Below are 19,516 nucleotides of genomic sequence, written 5' to 3' on the forward strand. Positions count from 1 at the left end.
ATAAGCGCCTCTAGCTATTTTTTCAAATAGCAACAAGTGCAAGCCATGGGGGCATCCGCAGTACCAGACACTTCGGCACTCGCTCATCTTGGCGACATGCCCACCGTGGTAGACCAGGTCGCCGTGGCGCGGTTGTACGGCGAACCCTTGTTCAGCCTGCCACAGGATTTGTACATCCCGCCCGATGCGCTGGAGGTGTTTCTGGAGGCCTTTGAAGGCCCTCTGGACCTGCTGCTCTACCTGATCCGGCGACAAAACTTCAATATTCTTGACATTCCCATGGCCGGGCTGACGCGTCAGTACATGCGTTATGTGGACGAAATTCGCCAGCGCAATCTGGAACTCGCCGCCGAATACCTGCTGATGGCGGCCATGCTCATCGAGATCAAGTCGCGCATGCTGCTGCCGCCGAAACACGTTGCGCAAGGCGAAGAAGCGCAGGACCCGCGCGCCGAGCTGGTGCGCCGCCTGCTGCAATACGAGCAGATCAAGCTGGCAGCAGCGCGCCTGAACGCGGTGCCGCAGTTTGGCCGCGACTTTTTGGTGGCCCAGGTTTACACCGAGCAGGCGCTGCAGCCGCGCTACGCCGACGTCAGCGTGAGCGAGTTGCAGCAGGCCTGGGCGGCGATTTTGCAGCGGGCCAAACTGGTGCAGCACCACAAGATCACCCGTGAAGAACTCTCGGTGCGCGAACACATGAGCCAGATACTCAAGCGCCTGCAAGGCCACCGGTTTGTCGAATTTGAAGCGCTGTTCAACCCGGAAAAAGGCACGCCGGTGCTGGTGGTGACGTTTATCGCCCTACTGGAACTCGCCAAGGAAACCCTGATCGACATCACCCAAGCCGAGGCTTTTGCGCCCATCTATGTGCGCCTGGCCTTCACCCCGTCCTGAACCTACACTGCACACACCATGAACGCTCGCACCCTCAACACCCCTGCCCGCCCGCCAATGGTTTTTGATGTGCTGATCGTCGGCAGTGGCTTGGCGGGCCTAAGCGCGGCGCTGCTGCTGGCGCCTGACAAAAAAGTGGCGGTGATCACCAAACGTGCGGTCATGGAAGGCTCCAGCGGCTGGGCGCAAGGTGGCATTGCGGCGGTCTGGAACAAGGACGACAGTTTTGACGCCCATATCCACGACACGCAGATTGCCGGTGCCGGCTTGTGCGACCTAGACGCCACCCGCTTTGTGGTGGAAAACGCGCCCAAGGCGATTGCCTGGCTGCAATCGATGGGTGTGCCCTTTTCTGAAGAACACGGCCTCCTGCACCTGACACGCGAGGGCGGCCACAGCGCCCGGCGCATCGTGCATGTGACCGACGCCACTGGCGCGGCGGTGCAAAAAAAACTGATTGAAGCGGTTAAAAAAACCGCCAATGTCACCTTGTTTGAGCAGCACACACTGGTTGACCTCATCACCACCGACAAGTTGGGCCAGTCTGATAAGCGCTGCGCAGGCTTGTATGCGCTGGACAGCGACACCGGTGAGGTCATCACCTTCGAGGCCCCGCAAACCATTTTGGCCACTGGTGGCGCAGGCAAGGTCTACCTCTACACCACCAACCCCGACACCGCCACCGGTGACGGCATTGCGGCTGCTTGGCGCGCCGGTTGCCGGGTGCAAAACATGGAGTTCATCCAGTTCCACCCCACTTGCCTGTACCACCCGCACGCCAAATCATTTTTGATCAGCGAAGCCGTGCGCGGCGAAGGTGGGCGCCTGTTGCTGCCCGACGGCACCCGCTTCATGGAGAACCACGACGCGCGGTTGGAACTGGCCCCGCGCGACGTGGTGGCCCGGGCGATTGACTTCGAGATGAAAAAAGGCGGCTTTGACTGCGTTTACCTCGACATCTCGCACCAGCCCCTGAGCTTCCTGATGGAGCATTTCCCCAACATCTACGCGCGCTGTCTGGAGCTGGGCATCGACATCTCCAAACAACCCATTCCCGTGGTGCCTGCTGCGCATTACACCTGCGGCGGGGTGCTGGCCGACCTGCATGGCCGCACCGACATTCCTGGCCTGTACGCCATTGGTGAAACTGCCTGCAGCGGCTTGCATGGTGCCAACCGGCTGGCTAGCAACTCGCTGGTGGAATGCATGGTGTTTGCGCAGGCTACCACTACCGACATTGCCGCTGCAGCAGCGGTGCCAGCGATAGCGCTGCCCGCCTGGGACGAAAGCCGGGTGGTTGATGCAGATGAAGCCGTGGTGATCTCGCACAACTGGGACGAACTGCGCCGCTTCATGTGGGACTATGTGGGTATCGTGCGCACCAACAAACGGCTAGATCGCGCCGCCCACCGTATTGCCCTGCTGCAAGATGAAATTCAGGAGTTTTACGCGAACTTTCTGGTCACCCGTGACCTGCTGGAACTGCGCAACCTGGTGCTGGTGGCCGACCTGATTGTGCGCAGCGCCCAGGCCCGCCACGAGAGCCGTGGCCTGCATTTCAGCCGCGATTACCCTGACCTGCTGCCCGAAGCACTGCCGACCATTTTGAGCCCACAGGCGTAAGCCGCCAAGCCCGGTCGCGCCTCGTTTAGACTCACGCCACTTTTTTTTGGGGAAATTTCCGCATGACCGAGCCCACCATCCAGAATGCCAGCCCCTACGGCACTTTGCCACCGGCCAGCAACCCGGCCACGCGCAAACCGGTCAGCCTGCCGCGCCTGCTGGAGATGCATGCGCGCGGCGAAAAAATTGTCATGCTCACCGCCTACGACGCCACTTTTGCCGCTGTGGCAGACGCCGCCGGGGTGGAGTGCATTCTGGTGGGTGACTCGCTGGGCATGGTCTGCCAGGGGCTGTCGAGCACCGTGGGTGTGTCGCTGGACACCATGCGCTACCACGTCGAATGCGTCACCCGCGGCGTGCGTCGGGTGCAAGGTACTGCCTGGATCATTGGCGACCTGCCGTTTGGCACCTACCACGAGTCTAAAGAGCAGGCCTTGCGCAGCGCCGTTGTGCTGATGCAAGCCGGTGCCCACATGGTCAAGCTGGAGGGTGGTGGCTGGACGGCTGACACGGTGCGCTTTCTGGTGGAGCGCGGCATCCCGGTCTGCGCCCACTTGGGCCTGACACCGCAAACCGTGCACGCGCTGGGCGGTTACCGGGTGCAAGGCAAAACTGTTGAATCTGCCGCCCTCCTTAAGCGCCACGCGCATGCGCTGCAAGATGCTGGCGCCTCCTTGCTGGTGCTGGAGATGGTGCCCGCCGCCCTGTCGGCCGAGCTAACCGCCGAGCTGGACCACTGCCCAACCATTGGCATTGGCGCTGGCAAAGGCACAGCAGGCCAGGTGCTGGTACTGCATGACATGCTGGGCCTGAACCTAGGCAAGAATCCGAAATTTGTTCGCAACTTCATGGCCGAGCTGCCCGGCATTCCTGGCCAGCACGGCATCAAGGAAGCCATCAGCACCTATGTTCAAGCTGTCAAAAACGGCAGTTTCCCAGACAACACCTTGCACGCTTGGTGAGGTGCCCCCTAGTGAGGCGCCGCCTCTGGTGTGGAGCGTGAGCTCTCCAACTCACCAGTTCAACAAAACCTCTAACTCTCCAGCAGCGGCAACCGGCCAACGCTTGTACTTGCCAAGAAAATATCATCAAATCAGCCTCTAGCCCTGGATCATCCTGGGTTATTCACTATGAAAATAATACACACCATCGCTGAACTGCGCACGCATTTGGCGGCCTTCAAGCACCCGGCGTTTGTTCCGACCATGGGCAATTTGCACGCCGGTCACTTGGCGCTGGTGCGTCAAGCGAAACCACTCGGTGATGTGGTGGTGGTGAGCATTTTTGTTAACCGCTTGCAGTTTTTGCCGCACGAAGACTTTGACACCTACCCGCGCACCTGGGAGGCCGATTGCCAGGCATTGGACGCTGCGGGCTGCGACGTGCTCTTTGCACCCAGCGAAAAAGAGCTTTACCCCGAGCCGCAGGCCTTCACCGTGCAACCCCCCACCGACCTGGCCAACATGTTGGAGGGCCACTTCAGGCCGGGGTTTTTTGGCGGCGTCTGCACGGTGGTGATGAAACTGTTTGCCTGCGTGCAGCCGCGCGTGGCGCTGTTTGGCAAAAAAGACTACCAGCAGTTGATGGTGATCCAGCGCATGGCGCAGCAGTTTGCGCTGCCCATCGAGGTGATTGGTGGCCCGACCCAGCGCAGCGACGACGGCCTGGCGCTGTCCTCGCGCAACAATTACCTGAGCCCTGCCGAGCGTGTGGAGGCGGTGCAACTCTCGCTGGCCCTGAAAGCCATGGCCCAAGCCTTGCAGGCAGGCGCCACCATCCTCCCCGCGCTCGAAGCTGTGGCCACAGAGGCACTAGAGGCACGCGGCTGGAAACCCGATTACTTGACGGTGCGCCAACGCAGCAACCTGCAGACACCCTCTGCCGCCGAGCTGCCCAGCTTGCTGACCCACTCAGGTCTGGTGCTGCTGGCTGCGGCCCGGGTGGGCAACACCCGCCTTATCGACAACCTGGAAATCTGAGGCGCATTGCCCAGCGGCGAGCCGGGTCAGCCCTCTTGCGTTGCCAGATCTTGCGTCTTTAGCAGGCAATCAGTCTTTCGGCATCGAAGCAAAAATTGAGGCGCTGCGAACGACCGAATCGGCCACGCGCGAAGCCGTTAAATGCGCGCCCGCCCGACAGAGCTGCTTTGGCCCCGGAATTACTTGTAGAACGCCTCGACCTTGCCTTTGAGCTTGATCAGCAACGGCCGGCCCTTGCGGTCGCGGGTTTTGCTGGCGGGCACTTTCACCCAGCCTTCACTCAGACAGTATTCCTCAACGTCGGTGCGCTCCTTGTCGTTGAGGCGGATGCCCACATCGTGTTCGACCACGGCAGCGTTGTAAAACGGGCTGTGGGCGTGAATGGACAAATGGTCAGGCAGTTCGGGGCGGGTGATGGCGTCGATGGTGGCGTCGGTCATGGTGTCAGTGGTGGTGTCGTTCATGGTGTGAGCCGCTGAATGGCGGCAGTAAGTATTAATTCAATAGCAATTCAGGCAGCACCGATATGGGCTACAAGGCCTTTTGGCACAGAGCCTTGTTTGAGCGCTGCGGTGAAGGCCAGCATCCGGTCAATCGGCAACTTGGCGCGCAGGCCCAGCGCTGGGTCTACCTGAATCTCGTTGGCACCGGTTTCCAGCACCCGCGCCACGTCAGCCAAGCCGTTCATGGCCATCCACGGGCAGTGCGCGCAGCTCTTGCAGGTGGCGCTGTTGCCAGAGGTGGGCGCCTCCATGAAGGTTTTGCCCGGGTTCAGGGTGCGCAGCTTGTGCATCATGCCGTTGTCGGTGGCGACGATGAACTCTTTGGCATCCATCTGCCGCGCGGCGTTCAGGATGGCGGAGGTGGAACCCACTGCATCGGCCAGCGCCACTACCGCTGCGGGCGACTCGGGGTGCACCAGCACTTTGGCGCCAGGGTGTTCGCGCAGCAGCTCTTGCAATTCAAAGGACTTGAACTCGTCGTGCACGATGCACGAGCCTTCCCACATCACCATGTCGGCACCCGTTTCGCGCTGGATGTAGCCGCCCAGGTGCCGATCGGGTGCCCACAGAATTTTGTGGCCCTGGTCTTTCAGGGCTTTGACGATGTCGAGCGCGCAGCTTGATGTCACCAGCCAATCAGCGCGCGCCTTGACCGCTGCGCTGGTATTGGCATAAACCACCACGGTGCGGTCCGGATGCGCATCACAAAAGGCGCTGAATTCATCCGCTGGGCAACCCAGGTCGAGGGAGCAGGTGGCGTCCAGGTCGGGCATTAGCACGCGCTTTTCAGGCGACAGAATTTTGGCGGTTTCGCCCATGAAGCGCACACCGCAGACCAGCAGTGTGGTGGCGGCGTGGTCGCGGCCAAAACGCGCCATCTCCAGCGAGTCGCTCACCAAGCCACCGGTTTCTTCGGCCAGATCTTGTAGGTCTGAGTGCACGTAGTAGTGCGACACCATCACCGCGTTTTTCTCTTTGAGCAGGCGGCGAATCTTGTCTTTGAGGGCAGCGCGCTCTAGGGTGGTGGGCGCCACCGGCACACGCGCCCACGCCTGTTTGGTGGTGCAGACAGGGCCGCCGTCCAGCTCGCTTTGCGGCTGTTCGTACTCAACCTCTTTGTGCGACAGGGTTGGATTCGTCATGGCGACTCCTGATTTCAAAGTTGAGAGCAGATTAACGCGAAACAACTTTCATGACCGAGGGGTGGCCGGAGTTCATGAAAGTTGGGCCGATTCAGAGCGGGTCGTTGACAAAACGCATCGAAAAATCAACCGCTTTGACGTTTTTCGTCAAGGCACCAATAGAGATGCGGTCAACCCCGGTAGAAGCAATAGCACAGACGCTTGACAGATTTATCCCGCCCGAGACCTCCAGCACCGCGCGCCCGGCGTTCAGGCGCACCGCTTCGTGCAAATGCATCAGACCCATGTTGTCCAGAAGAACCATGGTGGCACCGGCTTCCAGCGCTTCACGTAGCTGCTCCAGCGTTTCCACCTCGATCTCGACAAACACGGCCTGCGGCGCGACCTCGGCCGCACATGCCAGCACGGCTTTCACGCCACCGGCTGCAGCAATGTGGTTTTCCTTGATCAGCACCGCGTCATACAAGCCCAGCCGGTGGTTCAGCCCACCGCCGATTTGCACCGCGTACTTTTGCGCCAGACGCAGCCCTGGCAGGGTCTTGCGGGTGTCGACAATGCGGGTGCGCGAACCCGGAACCTCACGAACCGCTTCGACAAAGGTGCTGGTCTTGGTGGCCACAGCGCTGAGCAGCTGCAGAAAATTGAGCGCAGTGCGCTCTGCGCTCAACATCGCCCGGGCCTGGCCATGCACCTCCAGTACCACCTGATCGGCCTCGCAACGGTGACCCTCGGGAATGTGCCAGACCAGCTCTGCGGTTGGGTCCATCTGCAAAAAAGCCTGCTGCGCCCAGGGTTCACCACAAATCACCGCCGCCTCACGCGCCACCACAGTGGCGCAGGCCCGGCGCTGGGGATCGACCAGCCCTGCGGTCAGATCTGCCTCACCGACGTCTTCACGCAAGGCGCGAGCGACGTCTTCCAATGCCAGCGCCGCCACCTGTTTGTGGGAAAAGTCGAAATGTTTGGTCATGTGTGGCTCCCTATTTTTTTGTTTCAGGCCGACGCGGCCAATTCTTCCGTGGGTTCGCGCCCCATCAGGCGCGCGACGGCTTGCTGGGGTGTCATCTGGCCGTCCAGCAGATCGACCACCGCCTGCGCGATGGGCATGTTCACCCCAAGCACCAGCGCACGCTGCACCACCGTGCGGGCGCTGTAAACCCCTTCAGCCACGTGCCCCAGCGCGCTGGTGGCTTGTTGCAAGGTCTGCCCCTGCGCCAGCGCCAAGCCCACCCGCCGGTTGCGTGACAAGTCACCGGTGGCGGTCAGCACCAGATCACCCAGACCACTCAAGCCCATGAAGGTTTCTGCGCGTGCACCCAGGGCCAGGCCTAAACGTGTCATCTCGGCCAAGCCTCGGGTGATCAGGGCGGCGCGGGCGTTCAAGCCCAGATGCAGGCCATCACACAGCCCGGTAGCGATCGCCAGCACGTTTTTCACCGCCCCGCCAACCTCCACGCCAACGATGTCTTCATTGGCATACACGCGCAGGCTCGGGCTGTGAAACGCCGCTACCAGCGCCTGGCGCACCGCTTCATGCACGCTGGCGGCCACCAGCGCGGTGGGCTGACCGCGCGCCACTTCCAGCGCAAAACTGGGGCCACTCAATACGCCAGCTACCATTTCAGGAGCTACTAGCGCTTGTATTTCATGGGCTAGAAGGCCTAAAGGCTTACAAACCGGGGTCTCAAAACCTTTGCACAACCAAGCTACTGGCGCGCGCAAACCGCGCAGCGTCGTCAGCATCGGCCGCAGCGCCGCCATCGGCGTGGCGACCACCACCAGATCGGCATCAAACGCCAGCGCCTGCAGCCCAGACAGCTCTGCCGAACTGAAAGCCAGTCCGGGTGGCAACACCACATCTGGCAGATAACGCTGGTTCTGACGCCGCTGCTCCATGGACCAGACTTGGTCGGCATTGCGCGCCCACAAAGTAACACGGTGCTGCTGACCTGATGCGCTGACGGCCAGCGCTGTGCCCCATGCACCTGCGCCAAGAACTATTATTTTCATAGCTACTTACGCATGTTCCATAAGGGCTAGAGGCCTAAAAGGCTTAAAACTTACTGAGTCGCTTGCGGCGTTGCTTCACCCTGCGCAGCAGCTTGCTGCTGCTCGTACATGGCCTGAAAGTTGATCTCGGACAAGTGCACCGGCGGAAAACCACCGCGCTGGATCAGGTCAGCCACGTTGCCACGCAGGTAGGGATAGACGATTTGCGGGCAAGCAATGCCCATGATCGGGCCCATCTGCTCAGGCGGCAGGTTGCGAATCTCGAAGATCCCGGCTTGTGATGCTTCCACCAGAAACACGGTTTTGTCCTGGATTTTGGTGTGCACGGTGGCAGTCACCACCACTTCAAACATGCCCTCTGCCACCGGAGCGGCGTTCACACCCAACTGAATATCCACGGTGGGTTGCTCTTGCTCCAGCAAAATCGCGGGCGAGTTCGGTTGTTCTAGGGACATCTCTTTGAGGTAAACACGCTGAATCTGAAACACGGGGGTGGGGGTATCGGACATGGGGTTCTCTTAGTTAATAAAGGGGGCAAAACCCGGCACCGAGAGTTCAGGCACCAGGGTCGAAAGGGGTTGTGTCAGGCCTGCAGCAGCGGCATCAGGGCGCCACGCCCGTCAAGCGCCATCAGGTCATCACAGCCGCCGACATGGGTGCTGCCAATGAAGATTTGCGGCACAGTGCGCCTGCCGGTACTGCTCAACATCAGATCGCGCTCGCGCGGGTTCAAATCGATACGAATCTCTTCGATCTGCGCCACGCCGCGCGCTTTCAGCAACAGCTTGGCGCGAATGCAATAGGGACACACGGCGGTGGTGTACATCTTGACAGCTTGCATGGGTGCTTTCGGTGGTTGGGTTCAGGCTTTTTCGACAGGCAGGTTGGCCGAGCGCCAGGCACCCATGCCACCTGAGAGCGATTGGACATTTGCATACCCGAGCTTTTTGGCGATTTGCACCGCCCGCGAGCTGCGCGCACCGGAATGGCACACCAAAATCAACGGTAGCGTCTTGTTTTTCACCGCACCGGCAAGCTTGCCTTCCAGCTGGCTCAGGGGGATATTTTTAGCGCCCACCACATGGCCTGCCGCAAATTCGCTGGCCTCGCAGATGTCCACCACCACCGCTTTTTCACGGTTCATCAGCTGCACCGCGCCCTCGGCCGTCAAAGAGCCCGGGCCACCGCCGCGCAGGGCCGGCCACAAAAGCATCAGACCGGAAGACAGCGTTACGGCAATCATCATCCAGTTGTCGAGAATAAATTTCACTTGCAAATCCTTTTGAGTAGAGGTGACCTTAGCCAGACATTTTAGAATGATGCGACAGTGAACAAAGACCACGCTAAGGGAAACCATGCATAAACTCGTACTTATCCGCCACGGTGAATCCACCTGGAACCTGGAAAACCGCTTTACCGGCTGGACCGATGTGGACCTCACCCCCGTCGGCCTAGAACAGGCCATCCATTCTGGGCGCCTGCTCAAAGCCGAAGGTTATGACTTTGACGTGTGCTACACCAGTGTGCTCAAGCGCGCCACGCGCACCCTGTGGCATGTGCTCGACGAGATGGACCGCACCTGGCTGCCGGTGGTCAACAGCTGGCGCCTCAACGAGCGCCATTACGGCGCTTTGCAAGGCCTGAACAAGTCCGAGACGGCCAAGCAATATGGCGATGCCCAGGTGCTGGTCTGGCGCCGCAGCTACGACACCGCGCCTCCAGCGCTGAAAGCCAGCGACCCGCGTAGCGAACGCAGTGACATCCGCTACGCCAAGCTGCAAACTGAACAAGTTCCGCTGACCGAATGCTTGAAAGACACCGTGGCGCGGGTCATGCCGTTCTGGAACGAGGCGCTGGCACCTGCCATCAAAATGGGCAAACGTGTGGTGGTAGCGGCGCACGGCAACTCGATCCGCGCCCTGGTGAAATACCTCGACAACATCTCAGACAACGACATCGTTGGCCTCAATATTCCCAATGGCATTCCACTGGTTTATGAGCTTGACGACGACCTGAAACCGATTCGCCACTACTATCTGGGCGATGCCGCTGCGGCAGCCCGGGCTGCCGCAGCGGTAGCCGCACAGGGCAAAACCTGAAAATTTTTCCGCTACAGGCCGGAACCCCCCGCCAGGATTCGGGATCAAACCGATTTTTTGCGCCTTGCCTCTCTACGCTTTGGAAATAAAAATGGGTCAAAAACTGAAAATTGCTGGTTTAGTGTCGGCAGGCGTGTTGGCTGGCGCACTTGCCAGCATTTCGCTGCAGACGGTGGCGCGGGCCTCCCTGGCCCCCTTGCCGCTGGAAGAGTTGCAGCAACTGGCAGCGGTGTTCAGCATGGTCAAGAGCAATTACGTTGAGCCGGTCGACGAGAAAAAGCTCATCACCGATGCGATAGCCGGCATGGTGGCTGGGCTGGACCCGCACTCGGTCTACATGGACGCAAAGACCCTGAAGGATTTCAACGAAGGCACCACCGGCAAATTTGTCGGCGTCGGCATTGAAATCACCCAAGAAGACGGTTTGATCAAGGTGGTATCTCCTATCGAAGATTCCCCCGCATTTCGCGCCGGGCTCAAGCCCAACGACCTGATCGTCAAAATTGACGATACACCGGTGAAAGGCCTGACACTCAACGAAGGCGTCAAGCGCATGCGTGGCGAGCCCGACACCAAGGTACTGCTGAGCGTGTACCGCAAAGACGAAAGCCGCACCTTCCAGGTCACCATCACCCGCGAGGTGATCAAGACTCAAAGCGTCAAAGCTCGGCTGATTGAGCCGGGTTACGGCTGGGTGCGCCTGAGCCAATTCCAGGAACGCACGGTGGCTGACTTTGCCCGCAAGGTGGAGGAGCTTTACCGCCAGGATCCCAATTTAAAGGGCCTGGTGCTGGACCTGCGCAACGACCCGGGTGGCTACCTGGATGCAGCGGTTGCCATATCGGCCGCCTTTTTGCCAGAGAACGTCGTGGTTGTGTCGGCCAACGGCCAACTGCCTGAGAGCAAATTCACCTACAAGGCATCCCCCAGTTACTACGCCCGCCGTGGCAATGACCCACTGCGGCATCTGGAGGAAATCACCCATGGCGCATTGAAAAAAGTGCCCTTGGTGGTGTTGGTCAACGAGGGTTCCGCCTCGGCTAGCGAGATTGTGGCGGGGGCCTTGCAAGATCACCAGCGCGCCAAACTGCTGGGTAGCCAGACCTTTGGCAAGGGCTCGGTGCAGACAGCTGTCTGCCTGGATTCTGCATTCCGTATGGACAACTGCCCGACAGCGGCCCTGAAACTCACCACCAGCCGCTACTACACCCCAAGCGGTAAGTCCATCCAGGCCAAAGGGATCGTGCCTGACGTGATGGTTGACGAGACTGCAGAGGGCAACCTGTTTGCAGCCCTGCGCACCCGAGAGGCCGACCTGGAAAAACACCTCGCCAGCGGCCAGGGTGACGAAGTCAAAGACGCTGCCCGAGAAAAAGAGCGCGAAGAGGCCCGCAAGAAGCTCGAAGAAGACCTAAAAAAACCTGCGGCCGAGCGCAAACTGCCCGAGTACGGCTCTGACAAAGACTTCCAATTGCAACAAGCTATTAGACAGCTCAAGGGCCTGCCGGTGCAGGTCAGCAAGACCCAGGTGGAACGCGCTGAAGAGACAAAAGAGAACTGAGCCAGCGCCAGCGGATGCATGACGACGATCTGCTGCGCTACTCGCGGCATATCCTGCTCAATGAAATAGGCATTGAAGGACAGCAGCGCATCGGACGAGCGCGGGCGCTGATCATCGGCGCCGGCGGCCTTGGTTCACCAGTGGCGCTGTACCTAAGCTCAGCCGGTGTCGGGCACATCACGGTGATGGACGACGATACGGTAGACCTCACCAATCTGCAGCGGCAAATTGCCCACACCGAGGCCCGTGTTGGCTGGCCCAAGGTCGACTCCCTGACCAGGGCAATGAGCGAGATCAACCACCAGGTGCAGGTTCGCCCCATCCAGGCCCGCGCTGATGCTACCCTGCTGGACGAACTGGTGGCCGGCGCCGATGTGGTGCTGGACTGCAGTGACAACTTCGCCACCCGACACGCCATCAACGCTGCTTGCGTGGCGCATCACATACCACTGGTGTCGGGTGCGGCCATTCGTTTTGATGGCCAAGTGTGCGTTTATGACCAGCGTGATGCCGATTCACCGTGTTATGCGTGTGTGTTCCCGCCAGACGAACGCCTGGAAGAAACCCGCTGCGCCACCCTGGGCGTGTTTGCGCCGCTGGTCGGCATCATCGGCAGCCTGCAGGCGGCTGAGGCGCTGAAACTGATTTGCGGCGTGGGGCAAGCGCTCACCGGGCGTCTGCTGATGCTCGACGGCCGCAGCATGCGCTTCACCGAGATGCGCATCAAGCGCAACCCAGCGTGTCCGGTTTGCAGATCACCTACTTCAACTTGAATCTGCCCTGCTCGTCCGGCACGTAACAACTGCCGGTGCGTCGACGGAAGTCGCCCGGTGGTTCAGGCGCTGGCTGGGCGAACAGGCCCGCTTTGGCCTTGCGCGCCTGCGCTTCCTGAGCAGCATACGGCCCCAGACTGCGGCGCCAGCGATACGACCAGGCGTGGCCACTGCGCACCATCACCGCTGCGATATCTTGCCCGTCAGCTTCAATATGGGCCAGGCCCCGACCATAGTCGTCGGTGTACTTGACGCGAACTTTCAACACGCGCTGTGCCACCAAGGCGCGCAAAGCTTCACGCGAGGCCGGGCCGCCAGTTTGGCAGAGTTCTGGTGCATCCAACCCCTGTAAGCGCAGCTTTTTCGGCGCAGCGCCCGATACCGGCTGCACCCACATGGTGTCACCATCAGAAACGCGTGTAGCCCTTGCCCAATATGCGTCGTCAGCTATCACTGTAGAAGCAAAAGAGAGGCCAAAACTCACGACAAGCAAGCGCTGCCAAAAGGCCACTGCCCGATCATCATTCACATGGAAACTTTCGTTGGCAGGTTGGCTCATTGAAGTCATGCCCACCCCGAAACACGCGAAAAGGTCATAAAAGTACCCGCTGTTAAGAGGCTGATCCGAATAACCGACCTGTTAGACTCAAAATATCCAAAAAAAAGAGCGATTTCCTTGAGTTTATTGCCTGCATCATCTCTCGTTGATTTACGCCAATTGCGGCTCAACGACGCGCGTGCATTACTGGAGCATGGTGGGCAGCGTTTGCCCGACGACCAAACCGATGCCACGCAGTTTTTACAAACCGTCATCGACCAGCTCAGCGAGTTGTCCCTCAAAGACCCGCTGACCGGCTTGTCCAACCGACGGTATTTTCAAAGCATTGTGCTACGTGAGATCGAAATGGTGGCAAGGTCAGGTGAGTCAGCCCTGCTGTTGATGCTCGATATCGACCACTTCAAGACTGTCAACGACCAGCACGGCCACCCTGCGGGCGACGCGGTATTGCAGGTGGTGGCCAAAACCCTGGCGGGTTGTGTGCGGCCCATGGACACCGTGGCGCGCTTTGGCGGCGAAGAGTTCGTGATCATCCTGCCCAGTTGCCAGGGACAGTACGGCCAGCAGGTGGCAGAGCGCATTCGTGAGGCAGTTAGTGCGCTGAAAATCCAGCTGAATTCCGGGGTGACTTTGCGCATCACCATCAGCATTGGCGGCGCCTTTGCGCCGCGTTGGGTGCGCTCAACATCCGAGCTGTGGGTTGACCGGGCCGATATTGAACTGTATCGCGCTAAGTCTGAGGGGCGTAATCGCGTGTGTATTGAGGCGCAGCCTGTGCTGGCGGTCAGCGCTGAGGAAAAGCATTTGCTGTTTGGTCCGCTGTCGCTGGGTGACCCGGCTTGGATTGAAAGCATTGCCAACGATGGTTCTACCGGTTCATCGGGTAGTGTTATGAACAGAATGAACTGAAATGAACGACGACATTCAACCCACACCGGAAGGCCAGGCGTTCAAGCCCGGGCCAATCAGGCCACTGGGCAAGGTACTGGCCGTTACCAGCGGTAAGGGCGGCGTAGGCAAGACCTTTGTGTCGGCCAATCTGGCTGCTGCCTTGGCCAAGCGTGGCCAGAAGGTGCTGGTGCTGGATGCCGATCTGGGGTTGGCCAACCTGGACGTGGTGCTCAATCTTTACCCAAAGATTACCCTGCACGATGTGTTTACCGGCAAGGCCAAGCTTGAAGAGGCCATTGTGAAAGCACCCGGCGGTTTTTCGGTGCTGCTGGCCGGCTCGGGCATGGTCGAGTATTCACGTCTGACGCCCAATGTGCGGGAAGACTTTCTGCGCATCATTGCCGGGCTGCTGCCGCACTACGACATTGTGTTGCTAGACACCGGTGCAGGTATCTCAGACGTGGTGCTGTTTGCCGTGTCGCTAGCCTCTGAGGTGCTGGTGGTCGCCACGCCAGAACCTACCTCGCTCACCGACGCCTACGCCACCATCAAGGTGCTGGTGGGTGAGCAGCAGCGCCGGATCATCCGCATGGTGATCAACCAGACCGCCCGCATGGGCGATGGGCGTGCCATCACTAACCAGTTGCAGCAGGTGTTAGACCGGTTTGTGGTGGCTAAGCCGGGTGAAAAAGTACGCCTGATTCACATGGGCGACATCCCTGCCGACCCGGCGGTGCGCCTGGCGGTGATGCGTCGGCAACTGATGATGACGACCATGCCGGGTTGCCCGGCGGCGCTGGCCATCTCGCAACTGGCCGGCAAAATTGAAGACACGCTCATCAACACGCCGCAGTGAGGCCACCACGCTCTCAGGCGGTAACGATCCAACCCTCCAGCGGGTCCATCGTCGCCGGCAGGCCATAGCGGGCATCTCCCGCCTCAAATTGGCGTTGCGCCCATGCCGCTTGGAGCAGGCACAACACCGCATCCAAAGTATCCCCTCGGGCATCGTCTGCCAACGCGTCGCGCTGGGCATGGGTCAGCTTCAGGCGCAGGCCGAGCCGGGTGTGGCCTTGCTCTAGCGCGGTGATCAGGTCTTTGCGGGCAATCATCCGGTCAGGCGTTTGACGCGCTTTGTCGTCACTTTTGTAGCTGCGCTGGCCCAACACCTCGCGCGCCAACAAACCTGGGTAACCCTCCAGTGCGAGCCGCTGCCTTGCTGGCGCCGTGGCGGGCGCGGCATGCGCCACCGGGTGCAACCCAGGCAGGTGAACGCCAGCTTGCAATAGCAAAGGCACACCCGCATGCAGCATGTAGGCTACTGGCGGGTTCACCCATTTCATGCTGGGGCTGGAGCCTGCCAGGCGATCCGTGGCGCGGTGGGCAAACTTGCCACCCACCGGGCGCGCATCACAAAAGGCGGCAAATGAGGCCCGAATTTCCGCCCGGCTCAGCGTGCTGTAGTGCGTCATGCAGGCCTGCCAATCGGTCGGCCAGCCCAAGGTTTCGACCAGTTCACGCGGCAGACCAAACGGCAGATCAAACGCGCCCAGCCATGGCTCGGGCTGCTGCCCAAGCCATTCGGCGTAGCCTTGCAGAGAGCCGAGTTTGACCAATTTTGATAGCACAACGCGCCCGTTCAATTGGGCACCCAGGGCAATCACAATCGGCTTCTGGCGGCTGGGCGCACTAGAGAAATCGCAGCCGAGCAACGCTGGGCTCGGGCCAGCCGCTTGCACTGTCACAGCTGTCAAGCCGTGCGAATCAAGCCCGGCCAATCACCGAGGCGGTAGCCATCAGCTCTTCGAGCAGCGCCATGGAGACCTTGCCCGATGCCGAATAAGGGTCCAACTCAGGCTTTTCGGCGTATTTGAGCAAGATGGAGGCATTGATGCGTGTCATGTTGACCTCACCCATGGTCCAGCCAGCAAAGCGGCGTTCGGTGATTTCTTCATAATGCAGCAGCACCACATCTTTGTGGCGGGCATCGCGCTGGATCTGGTTGTAGAGCTGGCTGATGGCCATGCGACCACCCTCAATCACCTGCAAAAAAATACCACCGCCGTAGCACAGCACGCCGGTGATGCCGCTGTTGGGGTTGCGGCTGCGGCATTCGTGCAAGATAGCGTCAATGGTTTCGGGATTGGGCTCAACAGCTCGGCTGGCATAAAGCAAACGGACCAACATGATTAACCTTTCTGGGCAATGAGGGACAAAAACTCGCGGCGCAGGTTGGCATCCTTGAGGAAGCTGCCGCGCATGACCGAGTTGATCATCTTGCTGTCCAAATCTCTGACACCGCGCCAGCCCACACAAAAGTGGGTGGCCTCCATGACGATAGCCAATCCGTCGGGCTGGGTCTTGCGCTGGATCAGGTCAGCGAGTTGCACCACCGCCTCTTCCTGAATCTGCGGGCGGCCCATGATCCACTCGGCCAGCCGGGCGTATTTGGACAAGCCGATGACATTGGTGTGTTCGTTGGGCAAGACACCGATCCAGAGCTTGCCTATGACGGGTACCAGATGGTGGCTACAGGCACTGCGCACGGTGATGGGGCCAACAATCATCAACTCGTTGAGGTGTTCGGCATTGGGGAATTCGGTGATGGCAGGTTGCGGCACATAGCGGCCCTGAAAGACTTCCTTGAGGTACATCTTGGCCACGCGCCGGGCGGTTTTGTCTGTGTTGTGGTCATGCTCGGTGTCAATCACCAGGCTGCCCAACACGCCTTTCATCTTCTCTTGCACCTCATCGAGCAAAAGCTCCAGCTCGCCGGGCTGGATGAACTCGGCAATGTTGTCGTTGGCGTGAAAACGCTTGCGGGCGGCTTGGATACGCTCGCGGATCTTGACCGATACCGGCGTGCCTTCGTCTGTGTCAACAGGATTCATGGGGATGCGTCGCAATGAGTGAAGTGGGCGTAAATGGTAGCAGTGTTTTGTTATAAGGGTTATAGGCCTCTAGCCCTTACCGCTAAAGGGTTATACGCTATGCTTTTAATAACTCTTGCCCGTCAGTAGAAGCAAAGTGTGCATCACTGCCAGGGCCACACGGTCCAATACCTTCTGACCCAAAGACCGGCTAGCGTGCTGGAGCGTATCCAAACGAACGGCGTGCTGCTGCAGCGCCAGCTCCAACTGGTCGCTCAACAGCTTGGCAAAAGCCGGGTCTGAAACCACCACATTGGCTTCACGGGCCAGCAGCAGGCTCAACGGGTCGATGTTTGAAGAACCGACCGTGGCCCAGCGGCCATCCACCACAGCCACCTTGGCATGCAAGAAACTGCTGTGGTACTCATAAATTTCCACACCACCCGCCAACAAAGCGCCGTACAAAGCGCGCGTGCCATGGTGCGACATGAAATAGTCATAACGCCCCTGCAGCAGCAAGCGCACCCGCACGCCGCGCTGCACGGCATGAATCAGGCCACGTTGAATCTTTCGGCTCGGCAAAAAATAGGCGTTGGCCAAAATGATGTCATGGCGCGCCTCGCCCAGCGCCAAGCTGTAAGCCCGCTCGATATGGGAGCGAAAGCGCACGTTGTCGCGCAGCACCAACTGAGCCCGCGACCCTGGCGCGTTGTCGACTGGCTGCGCATGTTTTGGCACTTTCTGCTGCACCGCTTTCTGCAGGGCCTGCCAGGCGCTTGACCAATCGACGTGCCGGGCACTGCGAACCGCCCGCAACCGCCACCAGAACTGGGCCATGGCGGCATGCACCTCACGCACCAGCGGGCCAGTGACGCGCACCATGAAATCAAACCGGGGGGCCTCCAGCGGGCCGTACATCGGGTCCCACCAGTCATCTAGGACATTGATGCCGCCGCAATAAGCAATCGCACCATCCAGCACACACAACTTGCGATGCAGCCGCCGCCAACGGCTGGGCACCAGCAAACCCATTCGACCCAGCGGTGAAAAAAGCAGCCAACGCACGCCTGCCGCATCAAACCGCTGTGGCCAGGGCGCCGGCAGGCTACACGTGCCAACACCATCCATCACCAGATACACCTTGACGCCGCGTAAGGCAGCGTCCACCAGCGCTTGCGCCACCTTTTCACCGGATCCCTGAACATTAAAAATGTAGGTTTCCACCCGCACCTCTTGAGCACAGGCGGCAATGTCTTGCACCAGAGCGTCAAAAAACTCCGAAGCCCCCTGCAAAAGCCGTAACTGATGCCCCGCTTGGTATCCAGCCATGTTCCAAGATCAATCGATGAGCCGAAACTCAGCAATTAACGGCAAGTGGTCAGACATCCGCCACCACAGGCGGCCTTGGGGCGCCGACAGGCTGACCGGCTGCAACCCCCGGGCAAAAACGTGGTCAAGCTGCGCCAGTGGCAGGCGTGCCGGAAAAGTGGGCTGTGGCAAACCTGCCCAAGTGTTCAGGCCCATGGCCTCCAAGGCCAGGCGCAGCCGCCAGCCACCCTCATTAAAGTCTCCGGCAATCAGCAGCGGTGCGTCTGCCGGAATTTCACGCTGAATAAAACGTTTGAGCTGCTCCACCTGGCGTACCCGGCTGGCGCGCACCAGCCCTAAATGCACCACCAGCACGTGCACATTGCGCCCAAATGCCGATAGTTCTACATGCAGCAGCCCGCGCTGCTCAAAGCGATGGTCACTCATGTCCTCATGCTGTTGGGCCAGCACCGGCCAGCGAGACAGCAAGGCGTTGCCATGCTCGCCATGCCGTGTGACGGCGTTGGTGCGGTACACCGAGTTGTAACCCAGCGGTGCCAAAAAATCCGCCTGCCCGCCCGCAGGCCAATGCACAAAGCGCTTTTCCTCCCGCCGGTTGAGATGGCGCACCTCTTGCAGGCACACCACGTCCGCATCCAGCGATTCAACCGCCTGCGCCAGGTTATGAATCTCCAGCCGACGCGCGGGGCCGATGCCCTGCACGCCTTTGTGGATGTTGTAGGTGACCACGCGGATCAGTTGGGTAGAGGTGCTCATGGTGGATCTTTTCGCGCCAGCAAATGTGGCAGCATTAGACAGGCCTCCGCGTTGGAGGGTGAAAAACAGAGCTCTGCCGCCTGCGTGTAAGGCAGCCACCGATAGTCGGTGTGCTCACGCGGGCTCAAGCGCACCGGCGCGCCAGCAGGGACTTGCAGACCAAACAGGTGTTCGGTATTGAACAGTACATCCGGGGCAAATCGATGCCGCCAGTGCGGGTAAATTTGGTAGATATTTTCCAGACGCCAGTCCTGCAAATTCTCCTGCCAAGCCGATCCTAGTTGGCAGTCCATACCGGCTTCCTCAAAAACCTCACGCCGGGCCGCTTGCTCAAAGGTTTCGTCCGGTTTGTCTTTGCTACCGGTGACGGACTGCCAAAACTCTGGTACATCAGCGCGTTTGATCAGCAACACATCCAGGGCCGGGGTGTAAATCACCACCAGCACGGATTCGGGAATTTTGAAAACGGTCATGAAGTCCCATGTAAAAGGGCGCTCTCAGAGCGCCCTTTGATTCTGCCTGAAGCC

23 protein-coding genes are annotated in these 19,516 nt (G+C 59.9%); 9 read left to right on the forward strand and 14 right to left on the reverse strand.

Translation table 11 applies throughout. From position 1 onward, the window contains the following. The first annotated feature begins 45 nt into the window (after nucleotides 1–45). From BLL52_RS18300 to panC, 4 genes are all read left to right on the forward strand, one after another. Complete coding sequence (locus BLL52_RS18300; RefSeq protein WP_075588087.1) at nucleotides 46–894, forward strand: segregation and condensation protein A; 849 nt, start codon at nucleotides 46–48, stop codon at nucleotides 892–894. Between the two features lie 18 nt (nucleotides 895–912). Next, nucleotides 913–2,517 carry an L-aspartate oxidase gene (gene nadB, locus BLL52_RS18305; RefSeq protein ID WP_173861786.1) on the forward strand — a complete coding sequence of 535 codons (1,605 nt, stop codon included), beginning with the start codon at nucleotides 913–915 and terminating at the stop codon, nucleotides 2,515–2,517. Between the two features lie 62 nt (nucleotides 2,518–2,579). Beyond that, nucleotides 2,580–3,479, forward strand: coding sequence for a 3-methyl-2-oxobutanoate hydroxymethyltransferase (gene panB / locus BLL52_RS18310; protein ID WP_075588088.1), 900 nt, complete (start codon nucleotides 2,580–2,582; stop codon nucleotides 3,477–3,479). A gap of 168 nt (nucleotides 3,480–3,647) precedes the next feature. Continuing rightward, on the forward strand, nucleotides 3,648–4,496 hold the full coding sequence (gene panC, locus BLL52_RS18315) for a pantoate--beta-alanine ligase (RefSeq protein ID WP_075588089.1): 849 nt from the start codon (nucleotides 3,648–3,650) through the stop codon (nucleotides 4,494–4,496). Between the two features lie 179 nt (nucleotides 4,497–4,675). On the opposite strand, the gene BLL52_RS18320 is transcribed toward panC, so the two are convergent. From BLL52_RS18320 to BLL52_RS18350, 7 genes are all read right to left on the reverse strand, one after another. Continuing rightward, nucleotides 4,676–4,936, reverse strand: a complete 261-nt coding sequence (locus BLL52_RS18320) for a DUF3297 family protein (protein ID WP_075588136.1) — start codon at nucleotides 4,934–4,936, stop codon at nucleotides 4,676–4,678. A gap of 71 nt (nucleotides 4,937–5,007) precedes the next feature. Further along, a complete protein-coding gene (gene nadA, locus BLL52_RS18325) occupies nucleotides 5,008–6,141 on the reverse strand; it encodes a quinolinate synthase NadA (RefSeq protein ID WP_075588090.1) in 1,134 nt (377 codons plus the stop codon). Between the two features lie 91 nt (nucleotides 6,142–6,232). Beyond that, nucleotides 6,233–7,111: a carboxylating nicotinate-nucleotide diphosphorylase gene (nadC, locus tag BLL52_RS18330; RefSeq protein WP_075588091.1), complete on the reverse strand. Its 879-nt coding sequence runs from the start codon at nucleotides 7,109–7,111 to the stop codon at nucleotides 6,233–6,235. A 23-nt stretch (nucleotides 7,112–7,134) separates the two neighbouring features. Continuing rightward, complete coding sequence (locus BLL52_RS18335) at nucleotides 7,135–8,151, reverse strand: NAD(P)H-dependent glycerol-3-phosphate dehydrogenase (protein WP_075588092.1); 1,017 nt, start codon at nucleotides 8,149–8,151, stop codon at nucleotides 7,135–7,137. A gap of 50 nt (nucleotides 8,152–8,201) precedes the next feature. Further along, nucleotides 8,202–8,660, reverse strand: coding sequence for a protein-export chaperone SecB (gene secB / locus BLL52_RS18340; protein WP_075588093.1), 459 nt, complete (start codon nucleotides 8,658–8,660; stop codon nucleotides 8,202–8,204). A 74-nt stretch (nucleotides 8,661–8,734) separates the two neighbouring features. After that, a complete protein-coding gene (gene grxC / locus BLL52_RS18345) occupies nucleotides 8,735–8,992 on the reverse strand; it encodes a glutaredoxin 3 (RefSeq protein ID WP_075588094.1) in 258 nt (85 codons plus the stop codon). Between the two features lie 21 nt (nucleotides 8,993–9,013). Further along, nucleotides 9,014–9,421, reverse strand: coding sequence for a rhodanese-like domain-containing protein (locus BLL52_RS18350; protein WP_075588137.1), 408 nt, complete (start codon nucleotides 9,419–9,421; stop codon nucleotides 9,014–9,016). A gap of 85 nt (nucleotides 9,422–9,506) precedes the next feature. Between BLL52_RS18350 and gpmA the strand changes: the two genes are divergently transcribed. The 3 genes from gpmA to BLL52_RS18365 all read left to right on the forward strand — a co-directional run bounded on the left by gpmA (nucleotide 9,507) and on the right by BLL52_RS18365 (nucleotide 12,584). Then, nucleotides 9,507–10,250: a 2,3-diphosphoglycerate-dependent phosphoglycerate mutase gene (gene gpmA, locus BLL52_RS18355; RefSeq protein WP_075588095.1), complete on the forward strand. Its 744-nt coding sequence runs from the start codon at nucleotides 9,507–9,509 to the stop codon at nucleotides 10,248–10,250. Nucleotides 10,251–10,341: 91 nt separating this feature from the next. Further along, the gene (locus BLL52_RS18360; RefSeq protein WP_075588096.1) at nucleotides 10,342–11,811 is read left to right on the forward strand and encodes a S41 family peptidase; all 1,470 of its coding nucleotides are present in this window, start codon (nucleotides 10,342–10,344) and stop codon (nucleotides 11,809–11,811) included. A 14-nt stretch (nucleotides 11,812–11,825) separates the two neighbouring features. Further along, the gene (locus BLL52_RS18365) at nucleotides 11,826–12,584 is read left to right on the forward strand and encodes a HesA/MoeB/ThiF family protein (protein WP_075588097.1); all 759 of its coding nucleotides are present in this window, start codon (nucleotides 11,826–11,828) and stop codon (nucleotides 12,582–12,584) included. Here the strand turns inward: BLL52_RS18365 and BLL52_RS18370 are convergent. Beyond that, nucleotides 12,571–13,143, reverse strand: coding sequence for a thermonuclease family protein (locus BLL52_RS18370; RefSeq protein WP_075588098.1), 573 nt, complete (start codon nucleotides 13,141–13,143; stop codon nucleotides 12,571–12,573). The two genes, BLL52_RS18365 and BLL52_RS18370, sit on opposite strands and share 14 nt — an antisense overlap. 117 nt (nucleotides 13,144–13,260) lie before the next feature. On the opposite strand from BLL52_RS18370, the gene BLL52_RS18375 reads away from it, so the two are divergent. Continuing rightward, nucleotides 13,261–14,052 carry a GGDEF domain-containing protein gene (locus BLL52_RS18375; RefSeq protein WP_083634065.1) on the forward strand — a complete coding sequence of 264 codons (792 nt, stop codon included), beginning with the start codon at nucleotides 13,261–13,263 and terminating at the stop codon, nucleotides 14,050–14,052. Between the two features lies 1 nt (nucleotide 14,053). Beyond that, nucleotides 14,054–14,890, forward strand: coding sequence for a MinD/ParA family protein (locus tag BLL52_RS18380; protein WP_075588100.1), 837 nt, complete (start codon nucleotides 14,054–14,056; stop codon nucleotides 14,888–14,890). A 13-nt stretch (nucleotides 14,891–14,903) separates the two neighbouring features. Here BLL52_RS18380 and BLL52_RS18385 read toward each other — a convergent pair whose 3' ends face one another. The 6 genes from BLL52_RS18385 to nudB all read right to left on the reverse strand — a co-directional run bounded on the left by BLL52_RS18385 (nucleotide 14,904) and on the right by nudB (nucleotide 19,462). Next, a complete protein-coding gene (locus BLL52_RS18385; RefSeq protein ID WP_420852638.1) occupies nucleotides 14,904–15,779 on the reverse strand; it encodes a DUF429 domain-containing protein in 876 nt (291 codons plus the stop codon). 19 nt (nucleotides 15,780–15,798) lie between these two features. After that, nucleotides 15,799–16,221 (reverse strand): BLUF domain-containing protein, encoded by a 423-nt coding sequence (locus BLL52_RS18390; protein ID WP_075588101.1) that lies wholly within the window; start codon nucleotides 16,219–16,221, stop codon nucleotides 15,799–15,801. A gap of 2 nt (nucleotides 16,222–16,223) precedes the next feature. Continuing rightward, the gene (gene folE / locus BLL52_RS18395) at nucleotides 16,224–16,925 is read right to left on the reverse strand and encodes a GTP cyclohydrolase I (protein ID WP_075588102.1); all 702 of its coding nucleotides are present in this window, start codon (nucleotides 16,923–16,925) and stop codon (nucleotides 16,224–16,226) included. Between the two features lie 105 nt (nucleotides 16,926–17,030). Beyond that, entirely contained in the window at nucleotides 17,031–18,233 is a 1,203-nt protein-coding gene (gene clsB, locus BLL52_RS18400; protein WP_075588103.1) for a cardiolipin synthase ClsB, read from the reverse strand. A gap of 9 nt (nucleotides 18,234–18,242) precedes the next feature. After that, nucleotides 18,243–18,989 (reverse strand): endonuclease/exonuclease/phosphatase family protein, encoded by a 747-nt coding sequence (locus BLL52_RS18405; RefSeq protein ID WP_075588104.1) that lies wholly within the window; start codon nucleotides 18,987–18,989, stop codon nucleotides 18,243–18,245. Further along, nucleotides 18,986–19,462, reverse strand: coding sequence for a dihydroneopterin triphosphate diphosphatase (gene nudB / locus BLL52_RS18410; protein ID WP_075588105.1), 477 nt, complete (start codon nucleotides 19,460–19,462; stop codon nucleotides 18,986–18,988). The genes BLL52_RS18405 and nudB overlap by 4 nt, the downstream gene beginning before the upstream one ends. Nucleotides 19,463–19,516: the final 54 nt, after the last annotated feature.

The sequence above is a fragment of the Rhodoferax antarcticus ANT.BR genome, from assembly GCF_001938565.1.
Lineage (GTDB): Bacteria > Pseudomonadota > Gammaproteobacteria > Burkholderiales > Burkholderiaceae_C > Rhodoferax > Rhodoferax antarcticus.